The sequence below is a fragment of the Ottowia pentelensis genome, from assembly GCF_964341695.1.
In genome coordinates this window covers 3,584,255-3,601,366 of record NZ_OZ224513.1, presented here as the reverse complement: position 1 = coordinate 3,601,366, position 17,112 = coordinate 3,584,255, and the positions used below count along the sequence as shown (strand labels likewise).

The following is a 17,112-nucleotide window of genomic DNA, read 5'->3' as shown; positions in this document are numbered from 1 at the left end:
TCATTTCGGAGCACACCATGTCCATCACCCCGCAAGAAGCCCTGCAGCGCACCATCGAGCACCGCGAGATCTTTCACGACGAGATGCTCGATCTGATGCGCATGATCATGAAGGGCGAGATCACGCCGCTGATGGTGGCGGCCATCACCACCGGCCTGCGCGTGAAGAAGGAAACCATCGGCGAGATCACCGCCGCCGCGCAGGTGATGCGCGAGCTGTCGACCAAGGTGCCGGTGCAGGACGCCACGCACCTGGTGGACATCGTGGGCACCGGCGGCGACGGCTCGCACACCTTCAACATCAGCACCTGCGCCATGTTCGTCGCCGCCGCCGCCGGCGCGCGCGTGGCCAAGCATGGCGGGCGCAGCGTGTCCAGCAAGTCGGGCAGCGCCGACGTGATGGAGGCGCTGGGCGTCAACATCCAGCTCACGCCCGAGCAGATCGCGCGCAGCGTGGCCGAGACGGGCGTGGGCTTCATGTTCGCGCCCAACCACCACCCGGCGATGAAGAACGTGGCGCCGGTGCGCCGCGAGATGGGCGTCAAGACCTTCTTCAACATCCTGGGGCCGCTGACCAACCCGGCCGGCGCGCCCAACATCCTGATGGGCGTGTTCCACCCCGACCTGGTGGGCATCCAGGTGCGCGCGCTGCAGCGCCTGGGCGCCGAGCACGCGCTGGTGGTCTACGGCCGCGACGGCATGGACGAGGTCAGCCTGGGCGCCGCCACGATGGTGGGCGAGCTGAAGGACGGGCAAATCCGCGAATACGAGATCCATCCCGAGGACTTCGGCCTGGCGATGCAGAGCAACCGCAGCATCAAGGTCGCCACGCCGCAGGAATCGGTGGCCATGCTGCGCGGCGTGCTGGCCGGCGAGCCGGGCGCGGCGCGCGACATCGTGCTGCTGAACGCCGGCGTGGCCCTGTACGCGGCGGGGGTGACGGCCGACATCGCGGCCGGCATCGCGCGCGCCCGCGCGGCCATCGACAGCGGCGCGGCCCAGGCCAAGCTGGAGCAGGTGGCGGCTTTCAGCAAAGCCCACGCGGCGGCCTGAGCAAAAATTTAATGAAAAGTGCCACTGGCGCTTGCGGGACAAGCGCAAGGAGCTATCAATAAATGAGTGACATCCTGGAAAAAATCGTCGCCGTCAAGCGCGAGGAAGTGGCGGCGGCCATCAAGAAGGTGCCGCTGGCCGCCATGCGCGAGGACGCCGAAAGCCGCGTGCTCACGCGCGACTTCGTCGGCGCCTTGCGCGCCAAGATCGCCAAGGGCCAGGCGGCGGTGATCGCCGAGGTGAAGAAGGCCAGCCCCAGCAAGGGCGTGATCCGCGCCGACTTCATCCCGGCCGACATCGCGCAAAGCTACGCCGAGGGCGACGGCCAGGTGTCGGCGGCCTGCCTGTCGGTGCTGACCGACCGGCAGTTCTTCCAGGGCCGCATCGACTACCTCAAGCAGGCGCGCGCCAGCTGCGAGCTGCCGGTGCTGCGCAAGGACTTCATGATCGACCCCTATCAGGTGTACGAGGCGCGCGCCATCGGCGCCGACTGCATCCTGCTGATTGCGGCTTGTCTGAGCGATGCGCAGATGGCCGAGCTGGAGGCCGTGGCGCACGCGCTGGACATGGCCGTGCTGGTGGAGGTGCACGACGGCGCCGAGCTGCAGCGCGCGCTCAAGCTCAAGACCCCGCTGCTGGGCATCAACAACCGCAACCTGCGCAGCTTCGAGACCTCGCTGGACACCACGCTGGGCCTGCTGGCGGACGTGCCGCCCGAGCGCCTGCTGGTGACCGAAAGCGGCATCGCCACCCGCGCCGACGTGCAGCGCCTGCGCGCGGCCGGCGTGCATGCCTTTCTGGTCGGCGAAACCTTCATGCGCGCGCCCGAGCCCGGCCTGGCCTTGGCCGAGCTGTTTGCATGACATGACCCACCCCCGTTGCTCCACTCGCTGCGCGATGTTGCGCCTCCCCCCTCGAGGGGGCATCGCCAGTGACCGGGGAGACCCCGGCCACGGCGATCGCTGGCCTGGCCTGCTCCGCGGCCCTTGGGCTCTTTTGGATTACGGCGTTGCGAGCGCTGTACAACGGCCATGGGTTCGCTCACCGCTCACCTGAGCGCCTGGCCGCCGGCGCTGGACGCCGTGGCGCCGGGCTGGCAGCCGGTGCTGGGCCGCTTTGGGCGCAGCGCCGAGGGCGAGCGCCTGAACGCCTTCCTGCGCGAACGGCTGGCCGCCGGCGCCGTCATCTACCCGCCCGAGCCGCTCAAGGCCCTGCGCCTGACACCGCCCGATCGGGTGCGCGTGCTGGTGCTGGGGCAAGACCCTTACCACGGCCCCGGCCAGGCGCACGGCCTGGCCTTCGACGTGCGCCCCGACTGCAAGGCGCCGCCCAGCCTGCGCAACATCTTCAAGGAGCTGGCGCGCGAGTACGGCCCCGCGCCCACGCTGCAGTCGGGCCTGCTGGCCGACTGGGCGCGCCAGGGCGTGCTGCTGCTCAACGCCTGCCTGACGGTGGAAGATGGCCAGGCAGGCAGTCACGCGCGGCGCGGCTGGGAGCACTTGACCGAGCTGGTCTTGTCCCAGCTGCAGGCCAGCGCGCGCCCGCTGTGCGTGCTGCTGTGGGGGGCGCACGCGCAGGCACGCTGGGACGCGGTGGCCGCCGCTGCGCCGGCCGCCGGTCCGCGCTGCGTGCTGCGCGCCAACCACCCCTCGCCGCTGTCGGCGCAGCGCCCGCCCGTGCCCTTCATCGGCTGCGGGCACTTCAGCCAGGCCAATGCCTGGCTCACGGCCCAGCAGCTGGCGCCGGTGGACTGGCTGGGGCGGGCGGCGCCCTGAGCGCTTTCGCCGCGACGCGCCGGCGCACATACCACTGGTGCGCGCGGTCCAGGTAGATGTAGACGACGGGCGTGGTGAACAGCGTCATGGCCTGCGAGAAGATCAGCCCGCCCACCATGGCGTAGCCCAGCGGGCGGCGCAATTCCGATCCGGCGCCGCTGCCCAGCATCAGCGGCAGGCCGGCGAACAGCGTGCACATGGTGGTCATCATGATGGGCCGAAAGCGCAGCAGGCAGGCTTGGTAGATGGCCTGGCGCGGCGCCAGGCCCTGCTGGCGCTCGGCGTGGATGGCGAAGTCCACCATCATGATGCCGTTCTTCTTGACGATGCCGATCAGCAGGATGATGCCGATCAGCGCGATCACCGACAGGTCGTAGCCGCCGGCCATCAGGATCAGCAGCGCCCCCACGCCCGCCGAGGGCAGGGTGGACAGGATGGTCAGCGGGTGGATGTAGCTCTCGTACAGCAGGCCCAGCACGATGTAGACCGCGACGATGGCGGCGGCGATCAGGTAGGGCTGCGTGGCCAGCGAGCTCTGGAAGGCCTGCGCCGTGCCCTGGAACGAGCCGCGCAGCGTGATGGGCACGCCCATCTCGGCCTGCGCCTGCTGGATGGCCCGGACCGCGTCGCCCAGCGCCGCGCCCGGCGCCAGGTTGAACGACAGCGTCACGGCCGGAAACTGCCCCTGGTGGTTGATCGACAGAAAACCCGTCTTGTGGGTGTCCACCCGCACCATGCTCGACAGCGGCACGTTCTGGCCGCTCAGGGGCGAGGTGAGGTACAGCCGGTCGAACAGCGCCGCATCCTGCTGCAGCGCCGGCGTGACTTCCAGGATCACGTGATAGCTGTTGGTCTGCGTGAAGTACTGCGCCACCTGGCGCTGGCCGATGGCGTCGTTGATGGTGGCGTCGATCAGCGCCGGCGAAATGCCGAAGGCGGCGGCGCGCGCGCGGTCCATCGTCACCGTGGCCATGGGCGCGTCGTTCTGCTGGTCGGTGGCGACGTCGACCAGCTCGGGCAGCTGGCGCAGGCGCGCCAGCACGCGCGGCGCCCAGCTGTCCAGCTCCTGCAGGTCGGTGTCGGTCAGCGTGTACTGGTACTGAGTGCGCGAATAACGGCCGCCGACGTTGATGTCCTGCCCGGCCTGCATGAGTAGGCGCACGCCCTCGACGTGTGCGGTGGCTTGGCGCAGGCGCCGGATCACCTGGTCGGCGCTGTCCGTGCGGCCCTCGGCCTTGGGTCGCAGCGAGATCGCCACGCGCCCGGTGTTGAAGGTCGAGCCATTGCGCACGCTGTAGGCGGCCACGTCCGCATCGCGCCCGATGATCTCGGCCAGCTGCAGCAGGCGCCGGTTCATGGCGGTGGGCGAGCTGTCCTGCGCCAACTCGGCAAAGCCCACGATGTAACCCGTGTCCTGCTGCGGGAAAAAGCCCTTGGGGATGACGACGAACAGCGCCACGGTGGCCGCCAGGGTGGCCAGGAAGATGCCCAGCGTGACGCCCTCGTGCCGCAGCGCCAGCAGCAGCCCGCGCCGGTAGCCGCGCGCCAGCGCGTCGAAGCCGCGCTCGAAAAAGCGGAACACGCGCCCATGCTCCTCCGGCCGCACCGGCCGGATGAAGCGCGAGCACAGCATGGGCGTGAGCGTGAGCGAAACCAGCAGCGACACGCCGATGGCCAGCGTCACGGTGACGGCGAACTCGCGAAACAGCCGCCCGACGATGCCGCCCATCAGCAGCAGCGGGATGAACACCGCCACCAGCGACACCGAGATCGAGACGATGGTGAAGCCGATCTCGCTCGCGCCCTGCATGGCCGCCTCCATCGGCGGCATGCCGTCCTCGATGTGGCGGTAGATGTTCTCCAGCATCACGATGGCGTCGTCCACCACGAAGCCGACCGAGATGGTCAGCGCCATCAGCGACAGGTTGTCCAGGCTGAAGCCCACCAGGTACATCACCGCCGCCGTGCCCAGCAGGGCCAGCGGCACGGCCACGCCCGGGATCAGCGTCGCCGGCACGTTGCGCAGGAAGATGAAGATCACCATCACCACCAGCGCGATGGTCAGCAGCAGCGTGAATTCCACCTCCTCCACCGAGGCGCTGATGTTCTGCGTGCGGTCCACCAGCACGCTGACGCGCACCGCCGGCGGCAGCGCCGCCTCGAAGCGCGGCAGCGCGGCGCGGATGCGCTCCACCGTGTCGACCACGTTGGCGCCCGGCACCTTGAACACGCCCAGCACGATGGCGCGGCCGTCGATGGGCTGGGTGCCCGCGGCCGGCGCGCCGGGGCCGGCAAAGGCCCAGGCTGCCTGGGTGACGTCCTCCGGCCCGGCCACCGCCTGGCCGACGTCGCGCAGGCGGATCGGCGCGCCGTTTTTGTAGGCCAGCACCACGTCGTTCCAGGGCTCGGCGCTCAGGATCTGGTCGTTGGTGTCCACCGTGAAGCTCTGGTGCACGCCGTTGATCGAGCCCTTGGCCTGGCTCACGGTGGCCGTGGTCACCACGGCGCGCACCGCCTCCAGGCTCAGGCCCAGCGCGGCCAGCCGGGCCGGGTCCAGCTGCAGGCGCACGGCCGGCTTTTGCGGCCCGAAGATGATGACCTGGCCGACGCCCTCGATCTGCGACATCTGCTGCGCCAGGATGGTGTCGGCGTATTCGTTGACGGTGGTCAGCGGCAGCGTGTCGGACTGCACCGCCAGCTGCAGGATGGAAACGTCGGCCGGGTTGAACTTGCGAAAGCGCGGCGGGCTGGGCAGGTTGGCCGGCAGCTGCCCGGCGGCCGAGTTGATGGCGGTCTGCACGTCCAGCGCCGCGCCGTCGATGTCGCGGGTCAGCTCGAACTGCAGCGTGATCTGCGTCTGGCCCTGGGTGTTTTCCGAGCTCATCTGCGCCAGGCCCGGAATCTGCGAGAACTGGCGCTCCAGCGGTTGCGCCACGGTCGATGCCATGGTCTCGGGGCTGCCGCCCGGCAGGTTGGCGCTGACCAGAATGGTCGGAAAGTCCACCTGCGGCAGCGAGGCCACGGGCAGCAGCGGCCACACCGCCGCACCCACCAGAAAGATCGCCAGCGCCAGCAGCGAGGTGCCGATGGGCCGGCGGATGAAGGTGGCCGACAGGCTCACCGGCCGCCCTCGCTGGCCGCGGCCCGCGGTGCCTCGGCCACCTTCAGCCCGGGCCGCAGCTTGTACTGGCCGTCGACCACCACGCGCTGGCCGGCCGCCAGACCTTGGTCGATCACCGCCAGGCCGTCCTGGATCTGCGCCACCTCGACCGGGGCGATCTGCGCACTGCCGTCCGCGCCCACGGTGTAGACGTAGGTGCCCTCCGGGCCGCGCTGCACGGCGGCGGCCGGCACCGTGAGCGCGCCGCGGCGCACGCCCAGCACCAGCCGGGCATCGACATACTGGCCCGGCCACAGGGCGTGCTGCGGGTTGCCGAACTGCGCCTTGAGCCGGATCGTGCCGGTGGTGTTGTCGATCTGGTTGTTCAGCAGGGTGAGGCGCCCGCTGGCCAGCGCCTGAGCGCTGCCCGGCAGGCTGACCTGCACCGCCAGCGGCGCCTGGCTGCCCTGCAGCGCGCGGTTGACGTCCTGGAAGGCGCCTTCGGGCAGGCTGAAGACGACGGCGATCGGGTCGATCTGGTTGATCACCACCAGCCCGCCGGGGTCGGTGGCGTGCACGATGTTGCCCGGGTCCACCAGGCGCGCGCCGGTGCGCCCGCCGATCGGGGCGGTGATGGTGGCGTAGCTCAGTTGCACCTGGGCGGCGTCGATCTGCGCCTGGTCCATCTTCAGCGCCGCCTCCAGCTGGGCCACCAGCGCGCGCTGGGTGTCCAGCTGCTGGCGCGTGGCCGCGTCCTGCGCGATCAGGGTTTCATAGCGCCTCAGGTCGATGCGGGCGTTGCCCAGCAGGGCGGCATCCTTGGCCTTCTGGGCCTGGGCCTGCTCCAGCTGCACCTGCAGCGCCCGGGCGTCGAGCTGCGCCAGCAGCTGCCCGGCCTTCACGTCCTGGCCTTCGACGAAGCCCACGCGTTCGAGCTGGCCGTCGATGCGGCTGCGCACGGTGACCGTGGCCAGCGGCGTGACGGTGCCCACCCCGGTGCGAATGATCGGCACGTCCTGCTGGCGCACCTGCGTGGTGGTCGCCTGCACGGGTGGGGGGGTGGTTTCGGCCGGCTTGGCCGAGCGCGCCGTCCGGCCCGTGCCCAGCCAGGCGGCGCACGCCAGCACCAGCAGCGCCAGGGCCAGCCACAGCGGCCGGCGGCGGGGCGAAAACGGGGCGTTCATGAGTGGGGCGCCGCCGGCGAGGCGCGGTGTGGAGCGTCGCGGGCCGCCCGATTTGGCGCCGCTTTATCGCGCAGGAATAGGCGAGCGGACACCATGGGCATGGACGAACTGAAGATCGAAATGGGCTGCCGGCGCCGTGGTGGCCACAGGGGGAGGGATCCAGCGGCGGCCGGACAGGCGCATGGTACGGGAAAATGCAAGCAAGTGTGGCGGGCGCGGGCGCCCGGGGCGGCCCTGCCTTGTCCGCCGCTTCAAAACAGTGGCATAATTGCGAGTTCTTCGCCGGAGAGGTGGCCGAGTGGTTAATGGCAGCAGACTGTAAATCTGCCGGTTTACACCTACGCTGGTTCGAATCCAGCCCTCTCCACCAGCGAAAGGAATACGCAGCGCGACAAGGCCTGTGGACGCGAGCGCTTGGAAGCGGCATTTGCCGAGGAAACGGCTTTCGCCGAGGCTGTGGCTTCGCGGGAGTAGTTCAATGGTAGAACCTTAGCCTTCCAAGCTAATGACGCGGGTTCGATTCCCGTCTCCCGCTCCAGTCCCGTTGGTTTGCGTGGTGCGTCGAGCGAAATTCGCCCTTGTGGCTCAGTGGTAGAGCACTCCCTTGGTAAGGGAGAGGTCGTGGGTCCGATTCCCACCAAGGGCACCAGACATAGCGGTGATGCAGCCATGCGTCGCCGCTTCCAGTGTGTAGTTTGAGTTGATTTTTTCGGAGTCTTGGACATGGCAAAAGAGAAATTCGAGCGCAGCAAGCCGCACGTGAACGTGGGCACCATTGGTCACGTCGATCACGGCAAGACCACCCTGACGGCGGCCATCGCCACCGTGCTGGCCAAGAAATTTGGCGGCCAGGCCAAGGCCTACGACCAGATCGACAACGCCCCCGAAGAAAAGGCGCGCGGCATCACCATCAACACCTCGCACGTCGAGTACGAGACCGCGGCCCGCCACTACGCCCACGTCGACTGCCCCGGCCACGCCGACTACGTCAAGAACATGATCACCGGCGCCGCTCAGATGGACGGCGCCATCCTGGTGTGCTCGGCCGCCGACGGCCCCATGCCCCAGACCCGCGAGCACATCCTGCTGGCCCGCCAGGTCGGCGTGCCCTACATCATCGTCTTCCTCAACAAGTGCGACATGGTCGACGACGCCGAGCTGCTGGAGCTCGTCGAGATGGAAGTGCGCGAGCTGCTGTCCAAGTACGAATTCCCCGGCGACGACACCCCCATCATCAAGGGCAGCGCCAAGCTGGCCCTCGAAGGCGACACCGGCGAGCTGGGCGAAGTGGCCATCATGAACCTGGCCGACGCCCTGGACACCTACATCCCCACGCCTGAGCGCGCCATCGACGGCGCCTTCCTGATGCCCGTCGAAGACGTGTTCTCCATCTCCGGGCGCGGCACCGTGGTGACCGGCCGCGTCGAGCGCGGCATCATCAAGGTCGGCGAAGAAATCGAAATCGTCGGCATCAAGGCCACCCAAAAGACCACCGTCACCGGCGTCGAGATGTTCCGCAAGCTGCTCGACCAGGGCCAGGCCGGCGACAACGTCGGCATCCTGCTGCGCGGCACCAAGCGCGAAGACGTCGAGCGCGGCCAGGTGCTGTGCAAGCCCGGCTCCATCAAGCCGCACACGCACTTCACCGGCGAGGTCTATGTCCTGTCCAAGGACGAAGGCGGCCGTCACACGCCGTTCTTCAACAACTACCGTCCGCAGTTCTACTTCCGCACCACCGACGTCACGGGCTCCATCGAGCTGCCCAAGGACAAGGAAATGGTGATGCCCGGCGACAACGTGTCGATCACCGTCAAGCTGATCGCCCCCATCGCCATGGAAGAAGGCCTGCGCTTTGCCATCCGCGAAGGTGGCCGCACCGTGGGCGCCGGCGTGGTGGCCAAGATCATCGAGTGATTGTTGCGGGGCTCTAGGGGTATAGCTCAATTGGCAGAGCGTCGGTCTCCAAAACCGAAGGTTGTAGGTTCGATTCCTACTGCCCCTGCCACCTGACATCGGGTGGTTTTGCAAAGCCCGCCACCTCGGCGGGCTTGCGCGTTGAGACGTGAATGAAGTTCGAGGCCCAGAAAGCCTCTTGTGTATTGGAAACCGGCAGCCCACATGGCAAGCACGCAAATCGAAACCGTAAGCACGGGAGCTGACAAGGCCAAGCTGGCCGCCGCCGGCTTGCTGGTCGTGGGCGGCGTGGCGGCGTTCTACCTCTTGTCCAGCCGCGGCGCCTGGGTTCAATGGGGCAGCCTGATCGTCGGCCTGGTCCTGGCGGCGGTCGCCTTCCTGAGCTCCGAGTCCGGGCGGCGCCTGATCGCGTTCGGACGCGACTCCTGGCGCGAGATGCAAAAGGTCGTGTGGCCGACGCGCAAGGAAACCCTGCAGACCACGGCCTTCGTGTTTGCCTTCACGGTGTTTCTGGCGCTGTTCATGTGGCTGACCGACCAGTTCCTGCAATGGTCGCTGTACGACCTGATTTTGGGGTGGAAGCAATGACGAGCGACGTGATGACGGACATGAGCGCGGGCGCGTCCACCAACCCCGATCTGCGCTGGTACGTGGTGCATGCCTATTCGGGCATGGAAAAGGCGGTCGAGCGCAACATCCGCGAGCGCGTCAACCGCGCGGGCATGCAGGCCAAGTTCGGTCGCATCCTGGTGCCGACCGAGGAAGTCGTCGAGATCAAGAACGGCGTCAAGCGCACCACCGAGCGCAAGTTTTTCCCCGGCTACGTCCTGGTCGAGATGATCATGGACGACGACACCTGGCACCTGGTCAAGCACACCAACAAGGTGACCGGCTTCGTGGGCGGCGCCAAGAACCGCCCGGCCCCGATCTCGGAAGACGACGTGATGAAGATCGTCAACCAGATGCAGGAAGGCACCGACAAGCCGCGCCACAAGGTCGAGTTCGAGGTGGGCGAGTACGTGCGCGTCAAGGAAGGCCCGTTCACCGACTTCAACGGCACGGTCGAGGAAGTCAACTACGACAAGAGCAAGCTGCGCGTGTCGGTCACGATCTTTGGTCGCGCCACGCCCGTCGAGCTCGAGTTCGCTCAGGTCGAAAAGGCCTGATCGCTATTGAATTTATAGCTTTTCGCGCTTGCCGACTCGGCGCGAATAGCACTTTTGGTGAGTCGAAACCCCGGGGAGCGCCGATGTGGCGCGCATGAACCCGCAAGGAGCAAAGCATGGCGAAGAAGATCGTCGGCTTCATCAAGCTGCAAGTGCCAGCTGGTAAGGCCAACCCGTCCCCACCGATCGGCCCGGCGTTGGGCCAGCGCGGCCTGAACATCATGGAGTTCTGCAAGGCGTTCAACGCCCAGACCCAGGGTGTCGAGCCTGGCCTGCCGCTGCCGGTGGTGATCACCGCGTTCGCGGACAAGAGCTTCACCTTCATCATCAAGACGCCGCCCGCGGCCACCCTGATCAAGAAGGCCATCAAGCTGGACAAGGGCTCGGCCAAGCCGAACTCGGACAAGGTGGGCAAGATCACGCGCGCCCAGCTCGAAGAGATCGCCAAGACCAAGCAAAAGGACATGACCGCCGCCGATCTGGACGCCGCCGTGCGCACGATCGCCGGTTCCGCCCGTTCCATGGGCGTCACGGTGGAGGGCGTCTAAATGGCCAAGCCGACCAAGAAGCAAAAGGCCCAGGTGGGCAAGGTCGATTCGACCAAGCTGTACGCCCTGACCGAAGCGCTGGCGCTGGTCAAGGAGCACGCCACCGCCAAGTTCGATGAATCCATCGACGTCGCGGTGCAGCTGGGCATCGACGCCAAGAAGTCCGACCAGGTGGTGCGCGGCGCCGTGGTGCTGCCCAACGGCACCGGCAAGACCAAGCGCGTGGCGGTGTTCGCCCAGGGTGCCAAGGCCGAAGAGGCCAAGGCCGCCGGCGCCGACATCGTCGGCATGGACGACCTGGCCGCCCAGGTCAAGGCCGGCGACATGCCCTTCGACGTGGTGATTGCCGCACCCGACGCCATGCGCGTGGTCGGCACGCTGGGCCAGATCCTGGGCCCGCGCGGCCTGATGCCCAACCCCAAGGTCGGCACCGTGACGCCCGACGTGGCCACGGCGGTGAAGAACGCCAAGGCCGGCCAGGTGCAGTTTCGCGTCGACAAGGCCGGCATCGTGCACGGCACCATCGGCCGCCGCTCGTTCGAGGCCGACAAGCTGCAGGGCAACCTGGCGGCGCTGATCGAGGCGCTGAACAAGGCCAAGCCGGCCACCAGCAAGGGTGTGTACCTGCGCAAGGTGGCGGTGTCCAGCACCATGGGCGTGGGCGTGCGGGTCGATACCCAGACCATCAACGCCTGATGACGAGTTTCGGCGCGCGCACCGCCTGGCGGCGCGCGTGCCGGAGTGGTGGGCTGCCGCGACCCTCGGGTTGCGGCAGGCCATCCAAGACCGCTGGCGGGTCGGCTTCGGCCGAACTTAATCGACTCTCGTTTTGAGAGCGGCCAGCGCAGATGGCGAGCCTGCTGAGAAGGATTTTCCTGAACAGTCGGTCGCTTTGGAAGGTGCGTTGCCAGGGCCGGTGCCGATGGCATCGGTTGCAGGCAACGCTTTTTAAGGAGTAGACCTTGAGTCTGAATCGCAGTGAGAAAGAAGCGGTCATCAAAGAAGTGACCGACCTCGCCGCAAAAGCTCAAACGCTGGTGATGGCGGAATACCGCGGCGTCACGGTCGCTGACATGACGAAACTGCGCTCTTCGGCGCGCAGCCAAGGCGTCGCCCTGAGCGTGTTGAAAAACACGCTGGCGCGCCGGGCTGTGGCCGGCAGCAGCTTCGAAGTGATCAGCGAGCAGATGTCCGGCCCGCTGATCTATGGCTTCTCCGAAGACGCCGTGGCTGCCGCGAAGGTGGTGGCCGATTTCGCGAAGACCAACGACAAGCTGGTCATTCGCGCGGGCGTCTACGGCGGCAAAAGCCTGGATGCCGACGGCGTGAAGGAGCTGGCCAGCATTCCGAGCAAGGAAGTGCTGCTGGCCCAGTTGTGTGGCTTGCTCATGTCGCCGATCTCCCGCACCGCCGTGGTGCTGGGCGCACTGGCGGCCAAGAAGGGCGAAGGCGAGGCGGCGGCGGCCTGAGGGCACCGCCAAAACGATCCGTTTAACTGTATTGGGAAATCAAAATGGCATTTGACAAAGACGCATTTCTGACCGCGCTGGATGGCATGACGGTCATGGAACTCAACGACCTGGTGAAAGCCATCGAAGAGAAGTTCGGCGTGAGCGCCGCGGCCATGGCCGCGCCGGCCGCCGGTGGTGCCGGTGGCGCTGCCGCCGCCGCCGAGGAAAAGACCGAGTTCACGGTGCAACTGCTGGAAGCCGGCGCCAACAAGGTGTCCGTCATCAAGGCCGTGCGCGAGATCACCGGCCTGGGCCTGAAGGAAGCCAAGGACCTGGTCGACGGCGCGCCGAAGCCCGTCAAGGAAGGCCTGCCGAAGGCGGATGCCGAGGCGGCCAAGAAGAAGCTGGAAGACGCCGGCGCCAAGGTCGAACTCAAGTAAATCGGTCTGGAGCTACTGCGCGACGCGATCCTGGTCCTGCGATGCTCGCCGTGCTTGTGTACGGCTGCGCTTCTCGAACCAACCTCGCGCCGCTCGCTACGCTCCAGCCCCGATTTACGGGCTGGCTGTTGGAGCCAGCCTTTTGCGCTTTCAGAGCGCACCTGCAAGCGGCGGCATGCGCTGCTTGCAAGTGTCTTCTGAACCCGACTGCAGAAGGCCACTTGGTCCGGGCCGCGTGCAATGCGCGGCTGTCCGCCATCGGCTGGTAGTGGCCAGCCACCAAGCTTTCGTCAGGCTGTTTGGGGCCTGACTTTCCTAGTCGCCTGATATCCAGGACCTTTTGGTTCATCGCCCGGAGATTTCATGGCCTATACCTTCACCGAACGCAAGCGCATCCGCAAGAGCTTTGGCAGCCGCGACAGCGTGCTCGAGGTTCCGTACCTGCTGCAGATGCAGCGCGACGCCTACACCGCCTTCCTGCAAGCCGATTCCGCGCCCAAGAAGCGCACCCACGAGGGTCTGCAGGCCGCGTTCGAGTCCGCCTTCCCCATCGTCTCGCACAACGGCTTTGTCGAGATGAAGTTCATCGAATACAACCTGGCCAAGCCAGCCTTCGACGTGCGCGAGTGCCAGACGCGCGGCCTGACCTTCGCCTCGGCCGTGCGCGCGCGCGTGCAGCTCATCATCTACGACCGCGAGTCCTCCACCTCGCAGTCCAAGGTGGTCAAGGAAGTGAAGGAGCAGGAGGTCTACATGGGCGAGGTGCCCCTGATGACCGACAAGGGCTCGTTCATCGTCAACGGCACCGAGCGCGTGATCGTCAGCCAGCTGCACCGCTCGCCGGGCGTGTTCTTCGAGCACGACAAGGGCAAGACGCACAGCTCGGGCAAGCTGTTGTTTTCGGCGCGCATCATTCCCTACCGCGGCTCGTGGCTGGACTTCGAGTTCGATCCCAAGGACATCCTGTTCTTCCGCGTCGACCGCCGCCGCAAGATGCCGGTCACCATCCTGCTCAAGGCCATCGGCCTGACGCCGGAGCAGATCCTGGCGAACTTCTTCGTCAACGACAACTTCCGCCTGATGGACAGCGGCGCGCAGATGGAGTTCGTGTCCGAGCGCCTGAAGGGCGAGGTGGCGCGTTTCGACATCACCGACAAGTCGGGCAAGGTCATCGTCGCCAAGGACAAGCGCGTCACCGCGCGCCACACGCGCGAGCTGGAGCAGTCGGGCACCACGCACATCAGCGTGCCCGAGGACTTCCTGCTGGGCCGCGTGGTGGCCAAGAACATCGTCGACGGCGACACCGGCGAGATCGTGGCCAAGGCCAACGAGGAGCTGACCGAAGGCCTGCTGAAAAAGCTGCGCGAGGCGGGCGTGCAGGAGCTGCCCTGCATCTTCACCAACGAGCTCGACCAGGGCGCCTACATCTCGCAGACGCTGCGCGCCGACGAGACCGCCGACGAGTTCGCCGCCCGCGTGGCCATCTACCGCATGATGCGCCCTGGCGAGCCGCCGACCGAGGACGCGGTGCAGGCCCTGTTCCAGCGCCTGTTCTACAACCCGGACACCTACGACCTGTCGCGCGTGGGCCGCATGAAGTTCAACGCCAAGGTCGGTCGCGAGGAGTCGACCGGCCCGATGGTGCTGTCCAACGACGACATCCTGGCCGTGGTCAAGATCCTGGTCGAGCTGCGCAACGGCCGCGGCGAGGTCGATGACATCGACCACCTGGGCAACCGCCGCGTGCGCTGCGTGGGCGAGCTGGCCGAAAACCAGTACCGCATGGGCCTGGCGCGCATCGAGAAGGCCGTGAAGGAGCGCCTGGGGCAGGCCGAGCAAGAGCCCTTGATGCCGCACGACCTGATCAACAGCAAGCCGATTTCAGCCGCGCTCAAGGAGTTCTTCGGCGCCTCGCAGCTGTCGCAGTTCATGGACCAGACCAACCCGCTGGCCGAAATCACGCACAAGCGCCGCGTCTCGGCCCTGGGCCCGGGCGGCCTGACGCGCGAGCGCGCCGGCTTCGAGGTGCGCGACGTGCACGTCACGCATTACGGCCGCGTGTGCCCGATCGAAACGCCGGAAGGCCCGAACATCGGCCTGATCAACTCGCTGGCGCTGTACGCGCGCCTGAACGAGTACGGCTTCATCGAGACGCCGTACCGCCGCGTGGTCGATGGCAAGGTGACGATGGACATCGACTACCTGTCGGCCATCGAGGAAGGCAAGTACATCATCGCGCAGGCCAACGCCACGCTGGACAAGGACGGGCGCCTGACGGGCGACCTGGTGTCGGCGCGCGAGAAGGGCGACTCGGTGCTGGTGGGCGCCGAGCGCATCCAGTACATGGACGTGTCGCCGGCGCAGATCGTGTCGGTGGCGGCTTCGCTGGTGCCCTTCCTGGAGCACGACGACGCCAACCGCGCGCTGATGGGCGCCAACATGTCGCGCCAGGCGGTGCCCGTGCTGCGGCCCGAAAAGCCGCTGGTCGGCACCGGCATCGAGCGCGTGGCCGCGGTCGACTCGGGCACCGTGGTGACGGCGCGCCGCGGCGGCGTGGTGGACTACGTCGATGCCACGCGCATCGTGATCCGCGTCAACGACGACGAGGCGGTGGCCGGCGAAGTGGGCGTGGACATCTACAACCTGATCAAGTACCAGCGCAGCAACCAGAACACCAACATCCACCAGCGCCCGATCGTCAAGCGCGGCGACAAGCTGGCCAAGGGCGACGTGGTGGCCGACGGCGCCTCGACCGACCTGGGCGAGATCGCCATCGGCCAGAACATGCTGATCGCCTTCATGCCCTGGAACGGCTACAACTTCGAGGACTCGATCCTGATCAGCGAGCGCGTGGTGGCCGAAGACCGCTACACCAGCATCCACATCGAGGAGCTGGTGGTGATGGCGCGCGACACCAAGCTGGGCGCCGAGGAAATCACGCGCGACATTCCCAATCTGTCGGAGCAGCAGCTGAACCGCCTGGACGAGTCCGGCATCATCTACGTCGGCGCTGAGGTGCTGCCCGGCGACACGCTGGTCGGCAAGGTCACGCCCAAGGGCGAAACCACGCTGACGCCGGAAGAAAAGCTGCTGCGCGCCATCTTCGGCGAGAAGGCCAGCGACGTGAAGGACACCTCGCTGCGCGTGGACCAGGGCTCGCAGGGCACGGTGATCGACGTGCAGGTGTTCACCCGCGAAGGCATCCAGCGCGACAAGCGCGCGCAGCAGATCATCGACGATGAGCTCAAGCGCTACCGGCTGGACTTGAACGACCAGCTGCGCATCGTCGAGGCCGACGCCTTCGACCGCATCGAGAAGCTGCTGATCGGCAAGCTGGCCAACGGCGGCCCCAACCGCATCGCCAAGGGCACCAAGATCGACAAGGCCTACCTGGCCTCGGTCGACAAGTACCACTGGTTCGACATCCGTCCGGCCGACGATGGCGTGGCCGCGCAGGTCGAGAGCATCAAGGCCTCGATCGAGCAGCAGCGCCACAGCTTCGACCTGGCCTTCGAGGAAAAGCGCAAGAAGCTGACGCAAGGCGACGAGCTGCCGGCCGGCGTGCTGAAGATGGTCAAGGTGTATCTCGCCGTCAAGCGCCGCCTGCAGCCGGGCGACAAGATGGCCGGCCGCCACGGCAACAAGGGCGTGGTGTCCAAGATCGTGCCGATCGAGGACATGCCCTACATGGCCGACGGCACGCCCGCCGACATCGTGCTGAACCCGCTGGGCGTGCCTTCGCGCATGAACGTGGGCCAGGTGCTGGAAGTGCACCTGGGCTGGGCCGGCAAGGGCATCGGCGCGCGCATCAACGAGATGCTGGCGGCCGAGAACCGCGTCGCCAAGCTGCGCCAGTATCTGGAGCAGCTCTACAACAGCACGGGCCGCAAGGAGGACTTCAAGTCCATCGGCGACGATCAGCTGCTGGAGATGGCCGAGAACCTGACCGGTGGCGTGCCCTTTGCCACGCCGGTGTTCGACGGCGCCACCGAAGAGGACATCCACGCCATGCTCAAGCTAGCCTACCCCGAGGAGGTGGCCAAGCTCAAGGGCCTCACGGCCACGCGCACGCAGGCCTGGCTGCACGACGGCCGCACCGGCGACGCCTTCGAGCGCCCGACCACCGTGGGCTACATGCACTTCCTGAAGCTGCACCACCTGGTGGACGACAAGATGCACGCGCGCTCGACCGGCCCGTACTCGCTGGTGACGCAGCAGCCGCTGGGCGGCAAGGCCCAGTTCGGCGGCCAGCGCTTCGGCGAGATGGAAGTGTGGGCACTGGAGGCCTATGGCGCCGCCTACACGCTGCAAGAGATGCTCACCGTCAAGTCCGACGACGTGCAGGGCCGCACCAAGGTGTACGAGTCCATCGTCAAGGGCGAGCACTCCATCGACGCCGGCATGCCCGAGTCGTTCAACGTGCTGGTCAAGGAAATTCGCTCGCTCGGCCTCGACATCGAGCTGGAGCGCTCTTAAAAAATG

At 67.2% G+C, this 17,112-nt stretch carries 13 protein-coding genes and 4 tRNA genes; 15 read left to right on the top strand and 2 right to left on the bottom strand.

The genetic code is table 11. The annotated features are described in order from the left end of the window. Window positions 1-17: 17 nt before the first annotated feature. From trpD to ACWHMB_RS17385, 3 genes are all read left to right on the top strand, one after another. A complete protein-coding gene (gene trpD, locus ACWHMB_RS17395) occupies window positions 18-1,052 on the top strand; it encodes an anthranilate phosphoribosyltransferase (protein WP_377483556.1) in 1,035 nt (344 codons plus the stop codon). 62 nt (window positions 1,053-1,114) lie between these two features. Next, entirely contained in the window at window positions 1,115-1,915 is an 801-nt protein-coding gene (trpC, locus tag ACWHMB_RS17390) for an indole-3-glycerol phosphate synthase TrpC (protein ID WP_293225551.1), read from the top strand. Window positions 1,916-2,083: 168 nt separating this feature from the next. Beyond that, window positions 2,084-2,827, top strand: coding sequence for a uracil-DNA glycosylase (locus ACWHMB_RS17385; RefSeq protein ID WP_293225549.1), 744 nt, complete (start codon window positions 2,084-2,086; stop codon window positions 2,825-2,827). On the opposite strand, the gene ACWHMB_RS17380 is transcribed toward ACWHMB_RS17385, so the two are convergent. Continuing rightward, on the bottom strand, window positions 2,775-5,948 hold the full coding sequence (locus ACWHMB_RS17380; protein ID WP_447648653.1) for an efflux RND transporter permease subunit: 3,174 nt from the start codon (window positions 5,946-5,948) through the stop codon (window positions 2,775-2,777). The two genes, ACWHMB_RS17385 and ACWHMB_RS17380, sit on opposite strands and share 53 nt — an antisense overlap. Next, window positions 5,945-7,111 (bottom strand): efflux RND transporter periplasmic adaptor subunit, encoded by a 1,167-nt coding sequence (locus ACWHMB_RS17375; protein ID WP_377483560.1) that lies wholly within the window; start codon window positions 7,109-7,111, stop codon window positions 5,945-5,947. The genes ACWHMB_RS17380 and ACWHMB_RS17375 overlap by 4 nt, the downstream gene beginning before the upstream one ends. 284 nt (window positions 7,112-7,395) lie before the next feature. Here ACWHMB_RS17375 and ACWHMB_RS17370 point away from each other — a divergent pair. From ACWHMB_RS17370 to rpoB, 12 genes are all read left to right on the top strand, one after another. Then, window positions 7,396-7,481, top strand: a tRNA-Tyr gene (locus ACWHMB_RS17370). 94 nt (window positions 7,482-7,575) lie between these two features. Then, window positions 7,576-7,649, top strand: a tRNA-Gly gene (locus ACWHMB_RS17365). Between the two features lie 36 nt (window positions 7,650-7,685). After that, window positions 7,686-7,760, top strand: a tRNA-Thr gene (locus ACWHMB_RS17360). 74 nt (window positions 7,761-7,834) lie between these two features. After that, a complete protein-coding gene (gene tuf / locus ACWHMB_RS17355; RefSeq protein ID WP_377516472.1) occupies window positions 7,835-9,025 on the top strand; it encodes an elongation factor Tu in 1,191 nt (396 codons plus the stop codon). 15 nt (window positions 9,026-9,040) lie between these two features. After that, window positions 9,041-9,116, top strand: a tRNA-Trp gene (locus ACWHMB_RS17350). A 113-nt stretch (window positions 9,117-9,229) separates the two neighbouring features. Then, window positions 9,230-9,613: a preprotein translocase subunit SecE gene (gene secE, locus ACWHMB_RS17345; protein ID WP_377479418.1), complete on the top strand. Its 384-nt coding sequence runs from the start codon at window positions 9,230-9,232 to the stop codon at window positions 9,611-9,613. An 11-nt stretch (window positions 9,614-9,624) separates the two neighbouring features. After that, window positions 9,625-10,191 carry a transcription termination/antitermination protein NusG gene (gene nusG, locus ACWHMB_RS17340; RefSeq protein WP_377479422.1) on the top strand — a complete coding sequence of 189 codons (567 nt, stop codon included), beginning with the start codon at window positions 9,625-9,627 and terminating at the stop codon, window positions 10,189-10,191. Between the two features lie 116 nt (window positions 10,192-10,307). Further along, entirely contained in the window at window positions 10,308-10,739 is a 432-nt protein-coding gene (gene rplK, locus ACWHMB_RS17335) for a 50S ribosomal protein L11 (protein ID WP_377479425.1), read from the top strand. Further along, entirely contained in the window at window positions 10,740-11,435 is a 696-nt protein-coding gene (gene rplA, locus ACWHMB_RS17330) for a 50S ribosomal protein L1 (RefSeq protein ID WP_377479428.1), read from the top strand. Between the two features lie 266 nt (window positions 11,436-11,701). Next, on the top strand, window positions 11,702-12,208 hold the full coding sequence (gene rplJ / locus ACWHMB_RS17325; protein WP_377479431.1) for a 50S ribosomal protein L10: 507 nt from the start codon (window positions 11,702-11,704) through the stop codon (window positions 12,206-12,208). Window positions 12,209-12,252: 44 nt separating this feature from the next. Then, window positions 12,253-12,630 (top strand): 50S ribosomal protein L7/L12, encoded by a 378-nt coding sequence (gene rplL, locus ACWHMB_RS17320; protein WP_293225219.1) that lies wholly within the window; start codon window positions 12,253-12,255, stop codon window positions 12,628-12,630. A gap of 363 nt (window positions 12,631-12,993) precedes the next feature. After that, window positions 12,994-17,106 (top strand): DNA-directed RNA polymerase subunit beta, encoded by a 4,113-nt coding sequence (gene rpoB, locus ACWHMB_RS17315; protein WP_377516437.1) that lies wholly within the window; start codon window positions 12,994-12,996, stop codon window positions 17,104-17,106. Window positions 17,107-17,112 lie beyond the last annotated feature (6 nt).